At 43.5% G+C, this 22,478-nt stretch carries 24 protein-coding genes and 3 pseudogenes; 9 read left to right on the top strand and 18 right to left on the bottom strand.

Translation table 11 applies throughout. The features are described from left to right. Nucleotides 1-7: 7 nt before the first annotated feature. From QTN94_RS12655 to QTN94_RS12645, 3 genes are read right to left on the bottom strand one after another with little or no spacing between them, the layout of a single operon-like run. Complete coding sequence (locus QTN94_RS12655; RefSeq protein ID WP_331427815.1) at nucleotides 8-1,060, bottom strand: glycosyltransferase family 9 protein; 1,053 nt, start codon at nucleotides 1,058-1,060, stop codon at nucleotides 8-10. Continuing rightward, complete coding sequence (locus QTN94_RS12650) at nucleotides 1,054-1,851, bottom strand: glycosyltransferase family 2 protein (RefSeq protein ID WP_331427814.1); 798 nt, start codon at nucleotides 1,849-1,851, stop codon at nucleotides 1,054-1,056. The genes QTN94_RS12655 and QTN94_RS12650 overlap by 7 nt, the downstream gene beginning before the upstream one ends. Before the next feature lies 1 nt (nucleotide 1,852). Continuing rightward, nucleotides 1,853-2,869 carry a glycosyltransferase family 9 protein gene (locus QTN94_RS12645; RefSeq protein ID WP_331427813.1) on the bottom strand — a complete coding sequence of 339 codons (1,017 nt, stop codon included), beginning with the start codon at nucleotides 2,867-2,869 and terminating at the stop codon, nucleotides 1,853-1,855. 117 nt (nucleotides 2,870-2,986) lie between these two features. Between QTN94_RS12645 and QTN94_RS12640 the strand changes: the two genes are divergently transcribed. Further along, nucleotides 2,987-3,730 carry a 3-deoxy-D-manno-octulosonic acid kinase gene (locus tag QTN94_RS12640; protein WP_331427812.1) on the top strand — a complete coding sequence of 248 codons (744 nt, stop codon included), beginning with the start codon at nucleotides 2,987-2,989 and terminating at the stop codon, nucleotides 3,728-3,730. Here QTN94_RS12640 and QTN94_RS12635 read toward each other — a convergent pair. The 10 genes from QTN94_RS12635 to radC all read right to left on the bottom strand — a co-directional run bounded on the left by QTN94_RS12635 (nucleotide 3,717) and on the right by radC (nucleotide 12,152). Further along, nucleotides 3,717-4,463, bottom strand: coding sequence for a glycosyltransferase family 25 protein (locus QTN94_RS12635; protein WP_331427811.1), 747 nt, complete (start codon nucleotides 4,461-4,463; stop codon nucleotides 3,717-3,719). The two genes, QTN94_RS12640 and QTN94_RS12635, sit on opposite strands and share 14 nt — an antisense overlap. Beyond that, complete coding sequence (gene waaA, locus QTN94_RS12630) at nucleotides 4,460-5,758, bottom strand: lipid IV(A) 3-deoxy-D-manno-octulosonic acid transferase (protein WP_331427810.1); 1,299 nt, start codon at nucleotides 5,756-5,758, stop codon at nucleotides 4,460-4,462. The genes QTN94_RS12635 and waaA overlap by 4 nt, the downstream gene beginning before the upstream one ends. Continuing rightward, nucleotides 5,758-6,810, bottom strand: coding sequence for a lipopolysaccharide heptosyltransferase II (waaF, locus tag QTN94_RS12625; protein WP_331427809.1), 1,053 nt, complete (start codon nucleotides 6,808-6,810; stop codon nucleotides 5,758-5,760). The genes waaA and waaF overlap by 1 nt, the downstream gene beginning before the upstream one ends. Before the next feature lie 3 nt (nucleotides 6,811-6,813). Then, the gene (locus QTN94_RS12620) at nucleotides 6,814-7,740 is read right to left on the bottom strand and encodes a glycosyl transferase family 90 (RefSeq protein WP_331427808.1); all 927 of its coding nucleotides are present in this window, start codon (nucleotides 7,738-7,740) and stop codon (nucleotides 6,814-6,816) included. Beyond that, nucleotides 7,737-8,948, bottom strand: coding sequence for an O-antigen ligase family protein (locus QTN94_RS12615; protein ID WP_331427807.1), 1,212 nt, complete (start codon nucleotides 8,946-8,948; stop codon nucleotides 7,737-7,739). Before QTN94_RS12615 ends, QTN94_RS12620 begins: the two co-directional genes overlap by 4 nt. Nucleotides 8,949-9,056: 108 nt before the next feature. Continuing rightward, entirely contained in the window at nucleotides 9,057-9,863 is an 807-nt protein-coding gene (gene mutM / locus QTN94_RS12610) for a bifunctional DNA-formamidopyrimidine glycosylase/DNA-(apurinic or apyrimidinic site) lyase (protein ID WP_331427806.1), read from the bottom strand. 105 nt (nucleotides 9,864-9,968) lie between these two features. Further along, a complete protein-coding gene (locus QTN94_RS12605; RefSeq protein WP_331416705.1) occupies nucleotides 9,969-10,457 on the bottom strand; it encodes a hypothetical protein in 489 nt (162 codons plus the stop codon). A 129-nt stretch (nucleotides 10,458-10,586) separates the two neighbouring features. Further along, nucleotides 10,587-10,757, bottom strand: a complete 171-nt coding sequence (gene rpmG / locus QTN94_RS12600; protein WP_004410866.1) for a 50S ribosomal protein L33 — start codon at nucleotides 10,755-10,757, stop codon at nucleotides 10,587-10,589. A 13-nt stretch (nucleotides 10,758-10,770) separates the two neighbouring features. Continuing rightward, on the bottom strand, nucleotides 10,771-11,007 hold the full coding sequence (gene rpmB, locus QTN94_RS12595) for a 50S ribosomal protein L28 (protein ID WP_004743834.1): 237 nt from the start codon (nucleotides 11,005-11,007) through the stop codon (nucleotides 10,771-10,773). Between the two features lie 476 nt (nucleotides 11,008-11,483). Continuing rightward, nucleotides 11,484-12,152, bottom strand: a complete 669-nt coding sequence (radC, locus tag QTN94_RS12590) for a RadC family protein (protein WP_138972944.1) — start codon at nucleotides 12,150-12,152, stop codon at nucleotides 11,484-11,486. A 233-nt stretch (nucleotides 12,153-12,385) separates the two neighbouring features. Between radC and coaBC the strand changes: the two genes are divergently transcribed. The 3 genes from coaBC to QTN94_RS12575 all read left to right on the top strand — a co-directional run bounded on the left by coaBC (nucleotide 12,386) and on the right by QTN94_RS12575 (nucleotide 15,255). Further along, the gene (coaBC, locus tag QTN94_RS12585) at nucleotides 12,386-13,591 is read left to right on the top strand and encodes a bifunctional phosphopantothenoylcysteine decarboxylase/phosphopantothenate--cysteine ligase CoaBC (protein WP_331427805.1); all 1,206 of its coding nucleotides are present in this window, start codon (nucleotides 12,386-12,388) and stop codon (nucleotides 13,589-13,591) included. A gap of 114 nt (nucleotides 13,592-13,705) precedes the next feature. Next, nucleotides 13,706-14,296 carry a nucleoid occlusion factor SlmA gene (gene slmA / locus QTN94_RS12580; RefSeq protein ID WP_138972942.1) on the top strand — a complete coding sequence of 197 codons (591 nt, stop codon included), beginning with the start codon at nucleotides 13,706-13,708 and terminating at the stop codon, nucleotides 14,294-14,296. A 5-nt stretch (nucleotides 14,297-14,301) separates the two neighbouring features. Further along, nucleotides 14,302-15,255, top strand: a complete 954-nt coding sequence (locus QTN94_RS12575) for a Kdo(2)-lipid IV(A) acyltransferase (protein ID WP_331427804.1) — start codon at nucleotides 14,302-14,304, stop codon at nucleotides 15,253-15,255. A 239-nt stretch (nucleotides 15,256-15,494) separates the two neighbouring features. Here QTN94_RS12575 and pyrE read toward each other — a convergent pair whose 3' ends face one another. Further along, nucleotides 15,495-16,136 carry an orotate phosphoribosyltransferase gene (pyrE, locus tag QTN94_RS12570; RefSeq protein WP_138972939.1) on the bottom strand — a complete coding sequence of 214 codons (642 nt, stop codon included), beginning with the start codon at nucleotides 16,134-16,136 and terminating at the stop codon, nucleotides 15,495-15,497. Nucleotides 16,137-16,200: 64 nt separating this feature from the next. Beyond that, nucleotides 16,201-16,917 (bottom strand): ribonuclease PH, encoded by a 717-nt coding sequence (rph, locus tag QTN94_RS12565; RefSeq protein ID WP_331416701.1) that lies wholly within the window; start codon nucleotides 16,915-16,917, stop codon nucleotides 16,201-16,203. A 268-nt stretch (nucleotides 16,918-17,185) separates the two neighbouring features. On the opposite strand from rph, the gene QTN94_RS12560 reads away from it, so the two are divergent. From QTN94_RS12560 to QTN94_RS12550, 3 genes and pseudogenes are all read left to right on the top strand, one after another. Then, on the top strand, nucleotides 17,186-18,052 hold the full coding sequence (locus QTN94_RS12560) for a YicC/YloC family endoribonuclease (RefSeq protein ID WP_138972937.1): 867 nt from the start codon (nucleotides 17,186-17,188) through the stop codon (nucleotides 18,050-18,052). 202 nt (nucleotides 18,053-18,254) lie between these two features. After that, nucleotides 18,255-18,548: pseudogene (locus QTN94_RS12555) on the top strand (Arm DNA-binding domain-containing protein); the annotation flags it as partial. A 1-nt stretch (nucleotide 18,549) separates the two neighbouring features. Continuing rightward, nucleotides 18,550-18,888 (top strand): hypothetical protein, encoded by a 339-nt coding sequence (locus QTN94_RS12550; protein WP_331427803.1) that lies wholly within the window; start codon nucleotides 18,550-18,552, stop codon nucleotides 18,886-18,888. Between the two features lie 209 nt (nucleotides 18,889-19,097). Here QTN94_RS12550 and QTN94_RS12545 read toward each other — a convergent pair whose 3' ends face one another. Then, nucleotides 19,098-20,327, bottom strand: coding sequence for a type II toxin-antitoxin system HipA family toxin (locus QTN94_RS12545; protein ID WP_331427802.1), 1,230 nt, complete (start codon nucleotides 20,325-20,327; stop codon nucleotides 19,098-19,100). Beyond that, nucleotides 20,320-20,631, bottom strand: a complete 312-nt coding sequence (locus tag QTN94_RS12540; protein WP_331427801.1) for a helix-turn-helix domain-containing protein — start codon at nucleotides 20,629-20,631, stop codon at nucleotides 20,320-20,322. The genes QTN94_RS12545 and QTN94_RS12540 overlap by 8 nt, the downstream gene beginning before the upstream one ends. Nucleotides 20,632-21,391: 760 nt before the next feature. Between QTN94_RS12540 and QTN94_RS12535 the strand changes: the two are divergent. Continuing rightward, nucleotides 21,392-21,580 (top strand): annotated as a pseudogene (locus QTN94_RS12535) (hypothetical protein); the annotation flags it as partial. Here the strand turns inward: QTN94_RS12535 and QTN94_RS12530 are convergent. Then, nucleotides 21,567-22,310 (bottom strand): hypothetical protein, encoded by a 744-nt coding sequence (locus QTN94_RS12530; protein WP_331427841.1) that lies wholly within the window; start codon nucleotides 22,308-22,310, stop codon nucleotides 21,567-21,569. The pseudogene QTN94_RS12535 and the gene QTN94_RS12530 sit on opposite strands and share 14 nt — an antisense overlap. Before the next feature lie 19 nt (nucleotides 22,311-22,329). Here QTN94_RS12530 and QTN94_RS12525 point away from each other — a divergent pair. Next, nucleotides 22,330-22,478: pseudogene (locus tag QTN94_RS12525) on the top strand (IS630 family transposase); the annotation flags it as partial.

Below are 22,478 nucleotides of genomic sequence, written 5' to 3'. Positions count from 1 at the left end.
CCGTTTCTTATTGCACCGCTGACTTTTCAGTTTGCGGTGCAGTCAATACTTTATCTAATTGCTGCTCGACTAACTCAACAGAGATGTTCGACATTAAGTCAGCTCCTTTTACCCTCGCGCCCCAAGGTAAATCAGAGACAGCTTTACCATATTGGGCTTCTGCAACTTGATCATAAACAGAGGCCACATACGGCAAACTATTATAAGGTCCTGTTCGGCGAGGATTACTATGAGCATAAAGACCAATAACAGGTGTGCCTTGCGTCGTCGCGATATGGGCTGGGCCTGAATCTGGGGCAATCACCACTTCTGCTTTTGAGAGTACCGCCGTTAATTGTTTTAGGTTGGTCTGCCCAACGAGATTATGAATCGATGTCTCTGCAAAACCTATGATGCTATCAGCTAAGCTATGCTCTCTATCAGTAGGGGCACCACAAAGCACGACTTGATAACCTTTTCCCGCCGCATAATCGGCAATACTCGCATAACGTTCAGGAAGCCAATTGCGTTCATCTTTACTGGCTGCTGGGCAAATCACAATATAGGGTTTACCACCAAGTTGAGCCAGTGCCGAATAATCGCTCTCGGCAAGAGGGATATTCCATTTTGGTTCTTGGGCCGGGCAACCCAAGTAAAGGACAAACTGAGCGAAATTGTCGAGGACATGAGTGGCATCCGTTGCAGGCAGCTTCACATTAGTAAATAACCACTGACCTTCTTTCGCTCTACTCCAGCTAAATCCAACTCGCTTTCTTGCTTTTATCCCAAGCGTTAAAAGACTTGCTCTCAGCGCGACCTGCATATGTAGTAGGTAATCAAAACGCTGCCCTTTAAGCTGCTGCCATACCTCTTTCATCCCTTTAAAACCGCGCTTTTTATCGAAGACAACAACGTTAACACCTTCAAGGTCGCCTAATAGTTGCGCCTCAATTTTTCCCATTATCCAAGTAATGTTACAACTCGGATAACGTTGTTGAATCTGCTGCACGACAGAGAGGGCATGGCAAACGTCGCCAATCGCAGAGAGCCTCAATACACATATAGAGTTTGGGTTTAACACGGTCCATCCTCTAAAAACTGGTCAATACCATGCTCACAACGAGTTAATTTACTATCTATTGTTGTTTGATATATTTGATCATTTTCAACTAAAGAGGCTCTAGCGTTCTCTTTATGATATAAGTGAAGCCCCGCACCAGCGAACTTCAGGTATAAACGAGATACACCACTATTCAATAAGCGATGAACTAGCTCGCTGTCTTCTCTTCCCCACCCTACAAAATCATTGTTAAAGCCGTTTACTTTTAATATATCTTTACGCCAAAAAGACATATTGCAACTTCGAGTCGAAGATTCACTATTCCATACTCTAGAAAATAGGTTGGCTAATAATCGGTTTGAAATGATATTCTTACGGTTCTTCAACCCCTTAGACCAAATTGTAGGGACCACTCCAGAGTCAATCAAAGAAGATGAACAAGCTGGGTCTAGCTGCACTCGTCCCCCTTGAATAAATTGCCCCACTCTTGCATATCTACAATGCTCTTCAATAAATGTCGGAGGTAAGTAAATATCTCCATCAATAATGACCACATAGTCTCCTTGAGACTTAGCAATAGCTTTGTTTCGGCTCTCTGCGGCTCTAAAGCCAAGGTCTTCTTGCCAACTGTGAAATAGCGGCACTGGAAATAATGGTTTTATTGAATCTAAAAGTTCTTTGGTATCTTTTCTTGAACCATCATCAGCCACAATAACCTCAAAAGGAAGCTGGGTTTGATGCTTGACACTTTCAAGAACCGCACCTAATGCCTCTTTCCAGTTATATGTAGTAATTATCAAAGAAACCTTCATTTTATCCTCTATAAAGCAGTATCTTTCTTGCTACGACCTCAAACACATCGAGCGGAGTTATATCCTTTAAACATGGAGATAGTGAAGTATCGTCATCCACACAGTGACGAATAGAGCATGGTGAGCAAGATTTACTTGAAAGGAGCAAAGTGACATTGCCTACAGTCTGCTCTGTATCAAGGTTATTAAAAGGAGAAAGCTCACCTGATCTAATTTGATGCATGTACGGCCATGGAGCCCACATACTAGCAGGATCAACGGTAATTAATACCACTATAGGAATATTATGTGCAGAAGCTAAATGAGAAATCCCACTATCTAGACCAATATACCCTCGACTTTTACTTATTAGCCCTGATGTTTGCGCGACCGTTAACATACCACTCAAGTTTATAATATGTTCAGATGTATCCACTAAAGAACATAAGTCAGCTAACAAATGTTTATCTCTATCACTAGGGGAGCCAGTTAAAACTACATTCACACCTTTATCTATAATTCGCTGTAGCAATTTAGCCCAATGTTCAATTGGCCATTGCTTTAATTGATTCGATGCAGGTACATGCATGACAATATATTCTAAAGGTAATTCCGGAAGAGCGTCATCAATTGGCGCAACAACACAGCCCTTTAACGAGATTCCTAGAGGACTAAGTAAATTCAGATTACGTAAAACTCGGTGTTCTTGATTTTCATTTTCCAATACACAATGTTCAAACAACCTCTTCGAAGCTCTCCAAGTTCCCTTCATCCGCTCTTCGATAACTCGAAAGCGTCTTTGTTTGCTAAATAGCAACGTATAAAACTCTGATTTCCCAGTTGGCTTATCCGTTATTGCAAGGTCATACTGGCGATAGTATCGCCTAAACAATTTAAATCCTTCAAGCAGAGTCACTTTTTGATTAACGACAATTACTTGATCGATATCTAGATTACCTTCCAGTGCCCATCGTCCAGCAGGAGTAACCATGACATCGATAATAGCTTGAGGATATGCGTCTCTTAGCGAGCGAATCATTCCTGTCGCTAGTAAACAGTCTCCTAGAAAGCGAGTTAGTACGAGCAAGATTTTCCTTGGCGCTTTTATTGATTTCATTTGAGAGAGTGCTTTTGGTCTGTAAGAATTTTAAGTAGTATGCCACAAGCAACTCCAAAGAAGCGATTGATTATGTTGAAAGAGACCCAATACGAACATAGCCGTGTGCTGCAAGATAAAGCAGATCAATATACCCACGAACATTTCTCACCTTTGTTTTGGAAAAAACACGGACTTGTCATTGGTTCAGCGCAAGGCAGAGGAACAACATGGTTTGTAAAAAGCGGTAGTCTAGAGTTAGCACTTAGGCACTACCATCGAGGGGGATTATTTGGAAAACTCGTCAAAGATCACTATCTATTTTCTGGTTGGGCAAGAACTCGAGCCTACCAAGAATTCAATGTACTGTTACACCTAAAGCACGCTGGCGTAAATGTGCCGACGCCGATTGCAGCGCACATCATTAAGCGCAACCCTTTTTCCTATTCAGCAGACATATTGACTGAAAAGATCTCGCAAGCAAAAGATCTCGCAACTCTTCTTCAAGAAGGCCCTATACCTAAAGATACGTACAAAAAAATCGGACAAGAAATAGCCAAGATGCATAATGCGAACGTAGATCACACAGATCTAAACATTCGCAATATTTTAATCAATAACCTAAACCACGTATGGATCATCGACTTTGACAAATGTGTAATAAGAAAGCAGGGAAAATGGAAATCAGGTAACTTACACCGACTACTACGCTCCTTCAGAAAAGAAAGTGCTGATATATACTGGCAAGAAGAAGACTGGCAAACTCTAATAAACGGTTATAACAAGGAAATCAGTACTTTATAATGTTCTTAAAATGTTTTAGATGACTTAACCTCAAATTGCTCAATATATGCATTTTGTAGTAATCTTTGAAAAAGCCCCTAATCCTTGTTTTTAGTCCCGACGTTCGTCCACTGAGTTCGCTATCAAACTGGCCGTTTTTACTGCCCTGACAAACTAGTGGCGGATGAACCCAGAATAGGTTGTATCTTAATTCACTACGTAATTGACCCAATGTAGTATCTATGGGTAGATTTTGAGTAGTACTACTCATATGCTCAATAACATTTTTCGCAAATTCATAGTCATAGATCAACCCGCCAGTCAGTTTGTTAATATCAGACAGGTATAGCTTTTGATTCCGATTTCGAATAGAGAAGGGGACTAAACTAGAAGCTTCTTCAATATTTATTAGATAATTTTTCTCATTATTAAATGCTATTTCATGTTGGATTAACTCAACTTGTTCACAAAAATCCTTTCTTAAAAATGCATCATCTTCTAAAACAAGAACTTGAGGTATGCATTCTTCTACTACTTTTTTCATCACTAAATAATGCTTATAAAAGCAGGATTTTTCAGGAAGCGTTAAGGCATTTCCAAAAAAAACATTTATGACATCAGTACTCAGATCATCAATATCACCTCGAAGCATATACTCATACTCATTGATACCTCGAGAAGGAAGATGAGTATCAATATGCTTACGTCGTTCTTCATAACCTTTACTGACGTGAATGATGAATGTTTTGATCACTTAGAACTCTCTATAACTCTGTTGATAATATCGACACTACGCTGAAGCGCACCTTGGTTTTGCTCTACAACTGACAAAGCTGCCCTACCACCTTGCTCTAACTTTTTAGGTGACGATAAGCACTCAATAACCTTGCTGGATAATTGCTCTTCATCCTCGACGACTTCTAGAGCGTCTGCTGCGATAAGCTGCTGAGCGAGGTCAGCAAAGTTATAATAACTTGGCCCAGTAATAGTCAGCTTAGAAAGCATTGCGGGCTCAATAAAGTTATGCCCACCAACCTTATCTCCGAGAAGGCTACCTCCCATAAAAACAAGGTCACTGGCTGCAAAAAACTTGATCATTTCCCCCATAGTATCACCCAAATAGACATCTGTGCCTTCAGGTAACCTATCTAAACTGCCACTATTTCGCCTCACCAAAGATAACTGTTCATTTACTACAAGTTCAGCCACAGAGTCAAAACGCTCAGGGTGACGTGGAACCAGTACAAGTAGTAATTCTGGATGTTCCAATTTTGCAGATTTAAAAGCAGAAAGGACTTGTTCGTCTTCACCGAGATGCGTGCTTGCTGCAACCAAGACTTTGTGGTTATCACCAAATTGAAGCTTTAGCGCTTGGCCTTGGTGATACGCCTCTTCATCAACTTTCACATCATACTTGATCGAACCAGTATCAATAACCTTTTTACTACTGATTCCTAATTGTCGAAAGCGATCAGCATCATCACCGTGAACAGTCATTATTATCGACAGTTTCTGCAGTATTGGTGATATCAGTAGGCTAAGCTTCCGATAGTTCAAAAATGACTTCTGAGATAGACGCCCATTCACAAGCACCATAGGTACATTGTACGAAGCGACAGTATGTATAGTGTTAGGCCATAGCTCTGTTTCAATAATGAGCATTACCTCAGGCTTAATAACGTTAAGAAACTTACGCACACACCAAGAAAAGTCTATTGGCATATAGCGATGAGTAACATGATTACCCAATTTAGAGACTTGCTCAGCGCCAGTACTGGTTGTCGTAGTAACAAGTAGCTGCTTACCCGGGTATTGCTCGGCTAAGCGGCTCACTAGCCCCTTACTCGCCAGAACCTCCCCTACAGAAACAGCATGAACCCAAATTACACCTTTTCTTTGATTATCTAGTTTGGGTGTAAAGCCAAAATGCTCTTTCCATCGCTGCCCAAACTTGGGTTTATTAGGCTTTGAACGATAAAGCCTCCAAAGCAGCAAGGGGCTAACACATGCTAGTAACAAGGTATAAGCTAAGCGAACTAATATAGCCATTAACCTACAACCAAAGCATCGAGTTTAGCAATTGCCTCAATAACCTTCTCTGGCATAAGTTCTTGTAAGCATTTTAGGTGCTGTTTAGGGCAAGTACGTTCAAAACAAGGGCGACATTCAATATCTGTATTTAGAATAGCCAGCCTATCAGTGAGTGGTGGGGTGTATTTCGGGGAGCTTGAACCATATACTGCAACGACGTTACAACCCACCGCAGCGGCTACATGCATTAGTCCTGAGTCATTACTTACAACCGTTTTACATGCACCAATCAAGTCTACTGCTTGGACCAAAGAAGTGCTTCCGGCTAAGTTATGACAATATCGCTGATTCTCCGACGCGACCTGTTCGATAATGGCAGAAGTCACTTCACGATCCTTTGCTGAACCGAATAGCCAGACTTGGTAACCCTTACTAATCATGTCTGAAGCCACACGAGCAAAGTGCCCCTCAGGCCAACGCTTAGCTGGCCCAAACTCAGCGCCTGGGCATAAGCCAAGAATCGGACGCCCTTCAGTAAGCTCAAACTGCTTCATTGTTGCTTGCTGAGTTTCTGGTTGCAAACTTAAAGCTGGATACGGCAAATCTTTCAACTCACCTAAACACCCACTACCTGTCATCGCAGTTTTCGAGTGAGCTAACGCAACATAGCGCTCTAGCATGTACTGGAACGACTTTTTGTTAGTGCGAATATCATTGAGCAGGCCAAAGCGCATTTCTCCTTTCCAACCAACTCGTTGAGGAATTTTAGCGAAAAATGGGATCAGAGCTGACTTAGCGGAATTAGGCAATACATAAGCTTGAGTGTAATTTAAACTTCTTAATTGCTGACCCATTTGATAACGGGTTTTGAGATCAAATTGTCCATGACCAAGCGGCATCTCTAGTGCTTGATCAACTTGTGGCATTCTCTCTAGAATCGCTTTACACCATGCTGGTGCTAGCACATCAATCTGTGCGTCTGGATACTGTTTTTTGAGCTCAATATACAGGCCCTGAGACATGACCATGTCACCAACCCAAGAAGGGCCTACGATTAGAATTTTTTCCATTACTTACTTTTTCTCTAACTGCCCAGATAGCTCGAAGTATCGTTCTAATGTCTTAATACATACTAATTGCTCTAGCTTCTCATCTTTAAATGGAGCGATATAATCATGAGCATTTTTGACGATTTTCTCTGCATCTAGTGGATTATCAATGTAATATTGAATCTTTTCTTCAAAATCAGACCAATCATCTTTCACTTCAATATAATGCACACCTGCTTGAAGAGTGCCTTCCATAAACCAAGTTTCAAACTTCATTTTAGGAGTAACCACAACCGAATTTGAAGACATCGCCCACTTTAAGTTGGAGGCAACATCATTCCCTTCTAAACAGATCAGGAATTTGTATTGAAGTTGCTCTTCAACAGACATAAATGGCTTTTGCCATTCAGGGTGTTCATCTGAGCAGTTTGACTGGCCAGCATCAACTAAGGGGTGGTCAAACATTTCCTGCATAAATCGAATTCGATGTGGTTGGGTAACCGCACCTCGAAATACTGCTGCATCCTTTTTATCAGAAAAGTTAAGCCGATCTTCTACAAAACGAAAGTGTCTACGTTTATCAAGTTTAAACAAAACTGAATTGGCATTGTCGCCTTCAATTGGTCTCGCTTTAAAGAGCGTAGGAATTGGCTCTATATGAGTTTCATCACCAAAATAATAGTTAAATCGATATGATTTAGGAAAGTAGTGTAGGAACTCTTTTAGATCGAAGTAATAAGATGTGTAACCTTTTCGCTTATAAGACCCGATAGGAGTCTTAAAGCTTGATGGTATCAAGCCTGAACCAAGTTTACAGTAATAATTAACCCTTATCTGAATATCTTCTTTTTTATCTGAATACCTGCTCTCTAGTGATTTCTTATATCGAAAAAAAAAGAAAGAAGGTATCAGCTCTAATCCGAAATGTTTGAAGTAATAGAAAAGCTTCATGTTTCTCCCCTAGAGCGTGGCGTACTTGGTATATATATAGCAACACCAATAAAAATCAAATAAGAAACAAAGCTATGGCCATTCGTAAACGGTGTATCTGTAATATTAGCCAAAATATAAACAAGCGATACCGCCCCTGTAGCACAAACAGACCATTCACAGCTTCTATTTTTTATCGACAGAACTAAAGGGTAGAGTAATACAAGTAACATTAAAGCTAATCCGATAACTCCTGATACAACTAATTTCTCTAAGTAACCACTATGAAAATTCATCGACATAAAATGATGCACTTGTCTCGAGATTTTTTTATCATCTAGTAAACCATCAATATATGGCTGCAGTTGCTTTCCATGACCAAAAACTGGTTTTTCTGCAGATATATCAATAGCATTTTGGTACATCGATAACCGGAGGCCAATTGAAGTTTCCATATTTCCACGTTGGATATTGGCAATTTCATTAAAAGTCTGTGTAACTCGTTTTTCAAGCAGTGGGGCAGAAGCGTACCCACTTAAAAATAATGCAACACCAATTAACGCGAGCCATCTTTTCTTGATACTTTGATATGACATACATATATAGATAGCAACTATTGGTAATACTACTGCCAAAGAAACAATGATCCCTCGAGTCTGGGTCAAGATAGCTCCTACCGTTGCGGCACAAAAAGAGACAAAAAGCACAACTTTCCATATAGTATTTTTCTCCCTGCGAGTGCATCCTAAAGCAACTAAAGCAACTAAAGCTGAAAATGTGGCAAACGGAATTGCATTAACTGGCCAAAGAATTCGCTCAGTCGGAACAATAAACTGATAGTAAGTACTAATTGCTAAACAGTTTATCGAAGCTAACAACACAATCCACTTAAACCTTTGAAAAGACAAAGAAGCTCTTGGTAAAGTTGCTAGATAGACTAATGCAACCAATGAGGCTCTTAACTCTCTAGAGCCGAAGTCATAATAATAATATGATACAACTACATATGTAGCGTACGTAAAAACTATCTTTAACCAATACCCATTATTCCAATTATCGATTATGGTTCTTAGCCCATTTCTGAGTAGCGAGACAATTGCCGAGACTAAAACAAAAGCAACTAGAGTTTTATCACCACCAGAGAACCAAAACATCCCCGTTGCAATCCAGAACAGAGGAAGGTAGTAAAAGGAATCTAGAAACTTTTCTTTATTGTCTCGTTTACTCATAATTGTCTCGTTTACTCATACCTTGAACGTCAGGTCGGCTATACATCAGCCGAGCACTTTACCATAATAAGCTTTCGCAAGATAATTCATAATTCATTCAAATGCCTTCTACTTCTGACATCCACCACAAAAAAACGTATTGCGTTGGCCGATTTTAAGCTCTTCAAGTGGTTCTCCACAGCTTGGGCATGGCTCTCCAGCTTTACCGTAAACCTGAAGCTCCTGAGCAAAATATCCGGGCTTACCATCCGCTTGAGCAAAATCCTTCAGCGTCGTACCGCCTTGCTTAATGGCGGTAGCCAGTACCTGTTTAATCTCGTCGACAAGTAAAGCCCACTCTTTGCTAGTCAGCGTTCCTGCAGGTCGGGTTGGGTGGATTCGTGAACTAAACAGAGACTCATTGGCGTAGATATTACCCACACCGACAACCACTTTGTTATCCATAATAAATTGCTTCACCGCGACTCGCTTACCTTTGGCTTTTTCAGCGATATATTCACAGCTAAAATCATCAGTAAGTGGCTCTGGCCCCATAGTACCTAGTGCAGTATGAGTCCCATCTTCGGTCCATAGCCAGGCACCAAAACGCCTTGGATCGTTGTAACGCAGTACCTTGCCGTTAGTCAGTTTGAGATCAACGTGATCGTGCTTTGCTGGAGCGATCTCTGCATCCAAAACTCGTAAAGAGCCCGACATACCTAGGTGGACTATCGCGCTACCAATGTCGGTCTCAATTAGTAAGTATTTGGCTCGGCGAGAGATATTACGAATCACCTGCCCTTCCATTTGCTTAAGCTCTGTTGGAATGTCCCAACGCAGCTTAGGTGTACGAAAAGTAATTTTGGCAACCGTCTCACCGATTAAGTGAGGGGATATCCCCATTCGGCTCACTTCAACTTCAGGTAATTCAGGCATGTATGGGTCCTAGTTTCGAGTTTCGAGTTTCGAGTTTCGAGTTTCGAGTTTCGAGTTTCGAGTTTCTTTAGATTGTTGCTCGGGGAACACAGCAAATCAAAGTGATTAAAGCTCGTTCGGAACAAGATACTCACTTTGCACTGAAATCGCGATCCACTTATCCTGCCAGTTTTTTAATAGCCAAAATTGAGGCGTTTGATAATACGTGATCCTTTGCGGCTCTTCCTGATCCAAATACCAAGCTTCAATGGATTTCGGGGAGGTCAACTGAGGCTTCAAACTATCAAAGTTCTCTTGTGTCACTTCAGTTCCCACCAAACTCTGCCAACGCTGCGCAAGTTCTTGTTCAGCAATGGACGTGGGGATAGTACTGCGCCAACGACCTTGGTTCTTTTCCAGTGACCAGTTTGAGAAATGTAATGCTTGCAACTCAGCATTGGGATTGAACAAATATGGGGGCTGGCTTTGCATCACCGGATCATCAATCAAATAGGTTTTGATCAATGTCGGCAAATTCAGCAGGCCGATAAACGCAATAATGCCCAAGATAAGGATGTTGTTCCAACGCCTGCGGCGCGATGGGGAAACTCGCATGATTCAGTCTTTTCACTGCTATTAACTCGTTAAAAAATAGCAGAAAAAAGAGCAATAAAAAACCCAACCATATTTCTATGATTGGGTTTCTAATTCACGCTTCCCGAAGGAAGTTCAAAGAATAATCAATTACTTGATTTTAGCTTCTTTGTACATAACGTGCTGGCGAACTACAGGATCAAATTTTTTGATCTCGAATTTGCCTGGCATATTACGTTTGTTCTTATCAGTCGTGTAGAAGTGACCAGTACCTGCAGAAGATACTAGACGGATTTTCTCACGTACGCCTTTCTTTGCCATTGTCTATTTCCTCTTAAACGTTTACGCCGTTTGCACGGATATCAACAAGAACAGCATCGATGCCTTTCTTGTCGATGATACGCATACCTTTAGCAGATAGACGTAGTTTAACAAAACGTTTTTCGCTCTCTACCCAGAAACGATGAGTTTGTAGGTTCGGCAGAAAACGACGCTTAGTAGCATTGCGTGCGTGTGAACGGTTGTTACCCGTTACTGGACGCTTACCAGTTACTTGGCATACTCGTGACATGAATGTCTTCTCCAAAATCGTTTCAGCTCGATATCAACCTTGGTGGCCGAACCTCTCAGTTTCTAAAGTTAGAAGTTTGAGGTCTTATACCGCTATGGAAACCCATACAAGGCTATCAAAGGTCGCGCATTATACTAACTTGCGTAGCATTGCTCAAGACCCGAACAGATCCTTTTTACAGGTTTTCCTGATCTTTTTTAGGCAGAGCTGATTTATGTGCTAAAAAATGTCGGGCGATTGTAGCAGAAATCGACGTTCCCACAACCAAAACTTAAACAAAATCACAGAAAATAGCCGTTTCGAGGTTCTGGAAGCTCGTTCATAGAAAGATTTCAGCTACTTAACAGTTGCAGATTTGCTGCTAATCAACCCCGAAATCGTCTTATCTACTTCTCTAATCGATCCACTAGCCTCTCTCGAAACTCGAAACTCGAAACTCGAAACTCGAAACTCGAAACTCGAAACTCGAAACTAAATTATATCCACCCTCGTTCCGCGAAAGACACTATCTCACCGTCTCCGATAACAAAATGGTCAAGCACTCGAATGTCCACCAGCGCCAGCGCATCACTGATTCGGCAGGTAATTCTTCTATCGCTTTGGCTAGGCTCTGCAATGCCTGATGGGTGATTGTGCGCGAGAATAAGTGCCGCTGAATTAAGTTCTAATGCGCGTTTTACCACCTCTCTCGGATAAACTGATGCGCTATCGATCGTACCTTGAAATAATGACTCACCATGTATCACTCGATGCTGATTGTCTAAAAATAATACGTAGAATTCTTCTCTCTGCTTATCTCTTAGTAGACCAGATAAGTAAAGTTTCGTCTGCTGTGGACTGGTTAAAGCATCGCCTCGCTGCAAGGACTCAGACAAATAACGTTGAGTCATTTCCAACACGGCTTGCAGTTGAACATATTTGGCAACGCCTAAGCCTTTATAGTGACAAAACTGCTTCAGTTCCGCAGAAAAAAGCCGACGTAATGAACCAAACTCGCCGATCAAGTGATCAGATAAAGCCAGCACATTCATTCCTTGCGTACCCGTTCGAAGAAAAATCGCTAATAACTCAGCATCCGTCAGTGCTTGTGGTCCGTGTGACAATAGCTTTTCACGTGGCATCGACGATTTCGGTATGGATTTCATTGTGTTCTCATCATAGTTATCAACCAAGCTAGGCTAGTATCACTCAAAAGGCACTCTGAGCACGCAATGAAATACTCTAACCGCGACACTTCAGACATTCTTGAGCAACACCCTAGTCAATTAAGTAGGAGATGTTTTGCTCCACTTCCAAATTCAATAACTCAGATAGCGACTCTAGGCACGCAATTGTTAGCCGTGTTATCTTACGGGCAGAAATTTTAAGGAAGATCATCATGCAAACACTCGCAGGTAAAAAGATCCTTTTAGGTATTAGTGGTGGCATTGCTGCTTATAAATGTGCCGAACTTACACGTCGATTGATTGAACGTGGTGCACAAGTTCAGGTTGTTATGACAAATGCAGCCAAAGAGTTTATTACCCCACTTACTATGCAGGCAGTCTCCGGCAGACCGGTATCAGATAGCCTGTTAGACCCTGCGGCTGAAGCGTCAATGGGTCACATAGAGCTTGCTAAATGGGCAGACTTAGTTCTACTGGCTCCAGCAACCGCAGATTTAATTGCTCGCATGAGTGCGGGTATGGGTAACGACCTGTTAACGACTTTGGTGTTAGCGACAGACTCTCCGATCGCGGTTTCACCGGCAATGAACCAACAGATGTACCGAAATATCGCCACTCAAGAGAACATTGCAACGCTAGAACGTCGTGGCATGCACATCTGGGGCCCGGCTGCGGGTGAACAAGCTTGTGGAGATGTCGGCCCTGGCCGCATGCTTGAACCAATGCAACTCGTCGGACTCTGTGAGCAATTCTTCGCTGAAAAACCATTAAAGGGTCAATCAGTGGTTATCACCGCAGGCCCAACACGTGAAGCAATCGACCCTGTCCGATATATTTCAAACCACAGCTCAGGGAAAATGGGCTTTGCGCTCGCACAAGCGGCACACGCGCTGGGTGCAAAGGTCACCCTAATTGCTGGCCCTGTTTCACTGGCAACCCCTGCAGGTGTTGAACGTATTGACGTCGATAGCGCGCAAAGCATGTATGACGCCGTTATGGAAAATGCACCTAATCACAGCGTATTCATCGGATGCGCAGCGGTGGCCGATTACCGTCCAGCAACCATCGCAGAGCAAAAAATAAAGAAAACCGATGATAGCGATCAAATGACCATTAGTATGATCAAAAACCCGGACATCATCGCCTCCGTTGCCGCTCTGACTGAAAATAGACCCTTTACTGTTGGCTTCGCTGCTGAGACTCAAGATGTTGAAAGCTATGCTCGTGGGAAATTGGTCAAAAAGAATTTAGACCTCATTTGTGCCAATGATGTCTCAGTTGAAGGTCAAGGCTTTAATAGCAACAACAATGCAATCACCGTATACTGGAAAGATGGTAAGCAGTCACTTACTCTTGCATCAAAACAACAGATAGCACATCAAATAATGATGACAATCGCGGAGAAACTCGACGCTTAAAGCGCATTCATCTCTAGAGATGGAAATACCGCAGAACAAGGGGTTGTCAGGTTTGAGCACAAAGAGATTCAAACCCTTTTTTATTCAGAATGGTAACAAAATAAGGAAAGCTTCATGGCCGGAACACGAAAAACCAACCGCCGAGATGAAATTTTGCAAGCATTAGCCGAAATGCTGGAGTCAAATGAAGGTGCTTCACGCATTACAACCGCAAAACTCGCTAAACAAGTTGGCGTTTCAGAAGCTGCGCTATATCGTCACTTTCCAAGTAAAGCGCGAATGTTTGAAGGCTTAATCGAGTTTATCGAAGAGTCTTTAATGTCACGTATTAACCGAATTCTCGATGAAGAGAAAGACACTCTGACGCGAATTCGCCTAGTATTACAATTAATCTTGGCCTTTGCTGAGCGCAACCCAGGTCTGAGCCGAATTTTATCAGGCCACGCTCTGATGTTTGAAAATGAGCGCCTGCGTGATCGAATCAACCAGCTGTTTGAACGCATCGAAACCTCACTTCGTCAAATTCTGCGTGAGCGTATGCTGCGCGAAGGAAAAGCCTTTCCAGTGGATGAAAAAGTATTGGCGGCCCAGCTATTGGGACAAGTTGAGGGAAGCTTGAACCGATTTGTTCGCAGTGACTTTAAATATCAGCCAACCGCTAATTTTGAGGAATACTGGGCGCTACTGAGCGCACAAATAAAGTAATAATTATGAGTAACAGAACCACCGTCGAAAAACCTAAGTTTTCTATTGCCTTAATGCACCCTAAATACTGGGGGGTTTGGTTTGGCTTTGGATTACTGGCCCTAATCGTTAATATCCTCCCATATTCTGTGCTATTTCGCATAGGACGTGGTATTGGACAACTTGGCATGCGAGTCGGTAAGTCACGTGTTCATATCGCCAAACGCAATCTGGAACTCTCTTTCCCTGACCTATCAGAGTCAGAGATCGACAACATGGTGACAGAGAACTTTAAGAACACGGGTATGGCGCTGATTGAAACGGGTATCACTTGGTTCTGGCCTACGTGGCGCTTTAAACGCATTCTTGTTGCTAAAGATATCGAAGAGCTAAAACGACTCGATAAAGAAGGTAAAGGGGCTCTACTTTGCTGTGTTCATGCTCTCAACCTTGAAATTACCGCACGCGCTTTTGGTGTACTTGGTCTACAAGGTTATGGGGTTTACCGTCCACACAGTAATCCAGCCTATGAATTTATTCAGTACCGTGGTCGCAGCCATAATGGTAACCAATTGATATACCGTCGTGATATCAAACAGATGATTCGAGTACTGCGCGATGGGCACCGATTGTTCTATTTACCAGACCAAGACTATGGTCATAACAAATCGGTATTTGTTCCTTTCTTTGCTGTAGAAGAGGCGTGCACAACCACAGGAACGAGCATTATTGCTTACACAAGTAAATGTGCCATCGTGCCAGGTTCAGGTTTCCGCAATGCTGACGGTAAATACGAGATCATCGCTGATCGTGATATTTCGGCTGATTACCCGAAAAAAAATGAAGTTGCCGCCGCAGCCTACATGAATAAATTTGTTGAAGAGATTATTATGCGCGCACCAGAACAGTGGATGTGGTTACACAAGCGCTATAAGACCATGGCAGATGAAAGTGTCGAAAGAGGGATTCGATATAAATAGAGTTGCGAGTTAAAATATTTAAGGGTTGACGCACAAACGTCAACCCTTTTTGTTTAGCTACGCTATGGAGGCGAGAGCTGGATTATTATCTCTTCGAGGGAACAAGTCCTGCCAACACCTTTGCACTAAAGTTTCTTTCACCGTTCTACCAGCTCAAACCTCTCGGTGGACGAAGTCAGTTCTAGAATCTCGCAGGGCGTAGCCCGATCTCGGAGCGCAGCGTTCTCGAGACTCAGTCTCTAAATCCCATACTCAGCTCGGTACGCTTTCACTGCTTCAAGGTGCTCTGCATCGGTACCTTTCTCTTCTAGAAATGTCACTAAGTCCGTTAGGCTAACGATAGAGATAATTGCACAACCAAAGTCACGCTCCACTTCCTGAATCGCAGAAAGCTCACCCTTACCTTTTTCTTGACGGTCAATAGCCACAAGAACACCCGCAAGGTCTGCACCATTTGCCTGAATGATTTCCATTGACTCACGAATTGCAGTACCAGCGGTAATGACATCGTCAACTAACATGATACGGCCTTCTAGTGCACTACCGACTAGGTTGCCACCTTCACCGTGATCTTTTGCTTCTTTACGGTTGAAGCAGTAAGGCGTATCTAGATCGTGGTGATCCGCTAGCGCGACTGCTGTCGTTGTCGCAATCGGGATACCTTTATACGCAGGGCCAAATAGTACATCGAACTCAATGCCAGAATCTGCTAGTGCTGCTGCGTAGAAACGACCCAGACGCGCTAAGTCACGACCAGTATTGAAAAGACCAGCGTTAAAAAAGTAAGGGCTCTTACGACCGGACTTCAGAGTAAACTCACCAAACTTCAGTACTTCCTTTTCTAATGCAAACTCAATAAATTCACGCTGGTATGCTTTCATTACTTTCTCCGTTTATTAGTTTCTAGTTCCTAGTCTCTAGAAAAGATAACTCAGACTATCTAAATCAATTTTCTAACGCCGCCTTCTGCGCCGCTACGATCTCGGTAATACCTTTGGTTGCCGACTCGAGCAATTTCATCAGCTCTGCATGGGTGAACGGTTCGCCCTCTGCGGTGCCTTGAACTTCGATCATGCGACCATCTTCGGTCATAACCACATTCATATCTGTGTCTGCTGCTGAATCTTCGGTGTACTCAAGGTCACAAAGGATATTCTCACCTAAGATGCCAACAGAAACCGCTGCTACGTGGCCTTTCATTGGATTCGCTTTGAGCTTGCCCTTCTCAACTAAGTGTTGGAATGCATCTGCCATCGCTACGCTCGCACCAGAGATAGACGCAGTACGGGTACCGCCATCAGCCTGAATAACGTCACAGTCAACCGTTACCATGATTTCACCCATCGCCTCTAGATCAACAACGGCACGCAAGCTACGTGCAATCAGACGTTGGATTTCCATCGTACGACCACCTTGCTTGCCACTTGTGGCTTCACGACGCATACGTGAGTGCGTTGAGCGTGGCAACATGCCGTATTCAGCCGTTACCCAGCCTTTACCCTGACCTTTTAGCCAGCGTGGAACGTTCTCTTCAACGGTCGCATTACAAAGTACTTTTGTATTGCCGAATTCAACCAATACAGAACCTTCTGCATAAGCTGTGTAGTTACGAGTAATTTTGATTGGGCGAACTTGATCCGCCTTGCGATCGTTTGGACGCATGGGCATCTACCTTATATGAAGGGGGAGACGTTTTAGGTTGGGGCAGGATGATAGCATACCGAGTGGCGAGTGGCGAGTGGCGAGTGGCGAGAAGGATAACACCACTTTCACTTGCGTCACCCTGAAGGAAGCACAATCGCAATTCAGAATCTAACTTCCGCACAAGCTGCTTTAGATTCCAGATAGCTCGAAGCTCGAAGCTCGAAGCTCGGAACTGTGTTACTATTGCCTCGCGTTATTTTCAAAGATGATTAAACAGGAAAATTCGATGATCTATAGTATGACAGCCTACGCACGCCAAGAAGTGAAAGGCGATTGGGGTACAGCCGTATGGGAAATCCGCAGTGTTAACCAACGCTACTTGGAAACCTACTTCCGCCTGCCAGAACAGTTCCGTGGCTTAGAACCAGTACTGCGTGAACGCTTCCGTAAGCGCTTGGCGCGCGGCAAAGTAGAGTGTGCTTTACGCTTTGAAGCAAACCCTTCAGCAAAAGGCGAACTGAGCATCAATGAAAGCTTGGCAAAGCAAGTAATCGACGCTGCTAACCAAGTGATGAAAATGACCGGTGAAGATAGCCGCCTTAACCCTTTCCAGATTATGAACTGGCCAGGTGTGATGGAAACATCTGAACAAGATATGGACGCGGTAAACAAAGACCTACTCGCTGGATTTGATCGGGCTGTAGACGAGTTTATTGAGGCTCGTGGTCGCGAAGGCGAAAACATGAAAGACCTGATTGTTCAGCGCTTAGATGCTATCACAGAAGAAGTGGTCAAAGTACGCGCTCGCATGCCTGAAATTTTAGAATGGCAACGTGAACGTCTGTTCTCTAAGTTTGAAGAAGCAAAAATTGAGCTAGATTCATCACGCGTAGAGCAAGAGCTGATCTTACTGGCGCAAAAATCTGACGTGGCAGAAGAACTTGACCGCCTCGATTCACACGTCAAAGAAGCGACTAATATCCTCAAAAAAGGCGGCGCTTGTGGCCGTCGTTTAGACTTTATGATGCAAGAGTTTAACCGTGAGTCGAACACACTGGCCTCTAAATCTATCAGCACTGACATCACCGCATCAGGCGTAGAACTTAAAGTGCTTATCGAGCAGATGCGCGAGCAGATCCAAAACATCGAATAGATTCTTGGGTAGCAAGCTACCCGTCCAAGCATGTCTTAAAAGCCCTGTTATTTGATTGTAAATACAGGGCTTTTTTATTTTCCCGTCCAAATCGGTTTGCAGATGTCCGTTACCAACTACCTGTTTAGTGGTGGGCAGCCCCCTCATTTTGGCTCAATAAGCGCCCCCTCCATTATTTCAGCAAAGCCGACCCAAAAAATATTCATATGGTGAAGGGCTATACTTTTGCGTCCGCAAACAGGGCTCGCCTTATTGGATGATCCGCTACACCACAGCCAAAGGACGACGAGAAGCAACCTTGGGGCAATTTCCTTTGATGTCGTTGGCAGACGCACGAATTGCCGCCGCTTATTTTCGAAAAGAAGTACGCGACGGCATAGATCCTCTTCTAGAAAAACAGAAAATCGAGTTACCTGATATTGAAACCGTGGCTGATGTGATCGAACCGCTGGTGAACTTTGAGCCCGCTTCACAACACCACACAGGAGGGCGTTAACATGCAACTGATGATGCGACTCGCCCCCATTACCTTTCCAATAGCCATGCTGGCAGGCCTTGGCTGGTGTATTGGCATTGCCTTACTCGAGAAATCTCATGGCGTAGGCTACACACTTACCCGATATTGCCTGACGACATTGGTGGTTCTCGCCCCGTGGCTGACGCTAAAACTTACGTTCTACGTGATTGTCAGCCTAGGACGTAAACTAGGACTCATCCCGCCTGCACGCCCAACGTATAGCCTAGGTTATGAAGAATCCCTCTATTGGTTCAGAGTATTGGCGTTCTTCGATGGCAAACGCAGCCGTATGCCAAAAAAGCCATACAGGCGAAACTAACTAGCCACCCATTTGCTCACTTACTGTGGGCAGTTGGGACAATGGGGCAACACTTGATACCACAAGCTTTAGAAGGTGAATAAGAGGGATTTGAACCGCCCCAAGGAATGGGGCAATCAGGGCTTTGATTGACAAAATAAGTCACTAAACATAATCTTCAAGCCACTATGGCCGACGCCTCTGCATTTTTGTACGCATCGGTTCTCATGTTAACGTAGCGGTATACTTCGCAAGTGTGTTTCGATTGCTTCAATCATCGACTTGGTAAGCGGTAAATGCGCTTTTTCTTTCGCCCAAATTTCGTAGAATCCTGCCACGGTTTGCTTGGCGGTATCTAACACCAATTTTTCTGGCAACATGGCTTTAGCGGCTAAGTGTGATAACTCATCCAGCGTGAAATCACTGAATTTCTTGCTACGGCTAACCTTCAGCGACGCACTATCATCGGGGATATAAGGGATGGTCGAGACAAAGTCATAAGCAGGTGCTATCGATGCAGTGCGCTTGTCTTTGTAAATCACAGACCAATTCTTCAAATGCATATCCGCATTACCAATTAGGCTATTGAATACCAATCTGCGAGTAAATTCTGCGATGTCCTTGTCTTGGCCTTCGATGCCGATAACCTGAGCAATATTACGCATACTGGCTTTTTTGTACTTATCTTGAGGGTAGACACCAAACACTTGCGCAAAGTCCTCAATGTGCACGGCTTGACCACCTGCACGGTCAAAACGCTTGATCACAAAAGCCTGAGCATTTTTAAAAGAGAGGCCAAACTTGCCAATCCCTTCTGGGATGTTAGCTATCTGGTTAATCGGTAATAGCTGCGTTTCTGGCACATCCATTCCCAACATTCGAGCCAGCTCCATCATCGAATATTCATTTTCTGGCACAGCGTCAAATCGAGACGACGGCAATTTCACAATCCAAGAGCCACCTTTACCGGTTGCTGGAATGGTCAAACCGCCGTTTGCCTGTTGCACGGCTGAAAACTTCAACTGCACACCCGCCAATGAAAAGCGCATTGGCGCTTCAATTTTCGTTTCATCTTCAATGTCTTGATGCACATTAGGCGGCAGCGCTTCACCATCGGCCGGTTCAACCGTGATCGCGCCTGCTAAATCCTGCCCTAGCACCCACAATAGAAAAAACTCCCGCGCAGGGTTCACACCGGCAAGCTCTGCTAGGTAATTACGCATGGTTTCTTCAGGCAAAAGGTTAGAGAAAAACGGGGTTAACTTGGTCTGGATCGGTTTAAAGTTAGTCAGCAAGCCACCCAGAGCATCTTTAAAACCCAGCCCCAACACAGGCCGCGATTCGTCATTAATGTACGAATCCATAAAAGCAAAAAGGGTTCTGTCATTTCCCACGTTGGTAATAGTTGCGATGGGTTCGCCATAGAGCAACACGTTGAGCGTAGAGACATGGTTAGTCATCGTCGTCTTCCTCTAACTGATATGCGGGCAGCATTGCCTCACCTTCGTCGATGCTCCCTTGGCTGCTTCGAATGATCGACTTAATGGCAGGTACCGATTTTTTTGGTGCGACAAATAACTCTAGGTCGAGTACACGGGCAAGTGCAATCAAACTGGACATTCTTAAATCAACGCCGCCAGACTCGATTTTCGATATATGGCTTTGAGGCACACCGGAACGTGCGCTCAGCTCTCTTTGGCTAAACCCCTTACGTACCCGAGCTTCTCGAAGGCTTTGTAGTATCTGCTCTGTTACATAGCTCATTTCGATATACCTTAATGCATCACTGAAGATTAATTATATGCAAAAACATATCACCCTGATCCAATGAACACAAGGTCGATTATTTATTATATATCATAAAGTGCATTTTGATATGTAATTATATATAACCATTAAGGCGCGTACTCACTTGCTGTGGACAGATGGGACAATGGGGTAGTAATTAGAGTGGCTAGTTTACAAAATACCTCGCTTTAAGACGATTCAACCACCCCTATTACCCACTTTGGTCAATTGATGCAATCTCCCCCCTGTGCGTCATTTGCCATTTCATGAGTTTAAACAGTCGCCACACACTTCCCCATGCCTTTACCCCCTTACGCCAAAACCACTATCCGTTTGGCTTTTGGATCGAGAAGCCAAACAGGGAAATTAGCCCATTTACTGTTTGGCGTCTCGATTGAAATCCAAAGCCAGTAGGCCTTGCCGGTTCTGGCACAAAGCAAGATTTAGCACTTTTTGCACTCTAAACCAACCTCGACTCCAAAGTACAAACCGTTTGATTTTTTAAACCCAGAATGCAAACGATCGTTTGGCGTCTCGATTTTTTTGCACTAGCCAAATGCCGCCAAACAGCGCCGTATTGGACTATGTATATCAAACAATTAGCCACGCACAGGTCATCAAAAAAACCGTTTTGACTGGTTAGTTTGATGGCCATTTCTTTCATCTATTTCACCACCGAGTCTGCATCCGACCACTGAAAATAAACGGCATGAAGAACCAAAAGGTGATAAGTGACGTGTTATGGGCAAGTGGCAACGATTGGGATAGAGAATGGATAAAGCAGGTGGTCGATTTACTCGTTGGGCATGGCGCGTTTACCCTCTACCCAGCATTGAGCCAGTGCGATAATGCAGCCGAACGTTTAACCCGCTGGCTGACCTATCAGTTACCGCGCGTTAAACAAGCACACCCTAGCTGCCCGATACTTGCCACGCCCACAGAGCATAAGGATCTGTTTCCTTATCATTTGTACGAAGGTGAGAAGATGCTCTCAATAAGGCAGGTTGAAGATGAAAACCTGATTTTACGGAACCGATAAAGTCAGACAAAGCCTCAGCTGCATATTCCTTTAACTCTTGCAATGGCCCACTGAAACTATCAAAGTAGCCACGCTTTCGCATTTCAGCTATCGGGAAGGCTTGCCAATCTACTTCTCTTTGAATTGCGTGCTTTTGCTCTGGCAATTGAATCAAAACATCAGCTGATATACCTAACCCACTGCTTAGCTTTCGGATCATGTTCAAACTGAGGCTACGTGTTCCATTCAATATCTCGGAAACTTTTGGAGCTGACCCAATAAAAGGAACAAGGTCTCGATTTTTTAAACCTTGTTGCTCCATTCTAAATTTTATCGCTTCTATTGGATCGGGCTTACTGATTGGAAAATGATCTTCTTCGTACTTTTCAATTAATAATGCCAATACATCCATCTCATCAGATTCGGCTGAACCTGGCTGCGGATCCAAGTCCATTAATGACATTAATCGCATCAATGCTGACTCATGATCATGTGCTGATTTGATTAATTTAATGTGACTCATCTTCCCCTCCAAAAAGCGTTGCTTATCATACTGAGCATGAGTACCAACCCACTCAATAACAGCAATGCCATTTTGATATCTGACTTTTACAACTAAATAACTGTTCCTAAATATAGATCACTGGTTTGTAGAAAAAGAAGCAAAACTCGCCAGAATCAAAAAGGCATTGGAGTGTTGCGATGCTGACAATCCAGTGTTTTATGAAGATGAGGTCGATATCCACTTAAACCCTAAAATTGGAGCAGATTGGATGCCCAAAGGTCAGCAAAAGAAAGTGGCGAC

The sequence above is a fragment of the Vibrio sp. M250220 genome, assembly GCF_036533795.1.
GTDB lineage: Bacteria > Pseudomonadota > Gammaproteobacteria > Enterobacterales > Vibrionaceae > Vibrio.
Note: the sequence above shows the minus strand (reverse complement) of the source record. Positions and strands in the feature narration are given on the sequence as shown.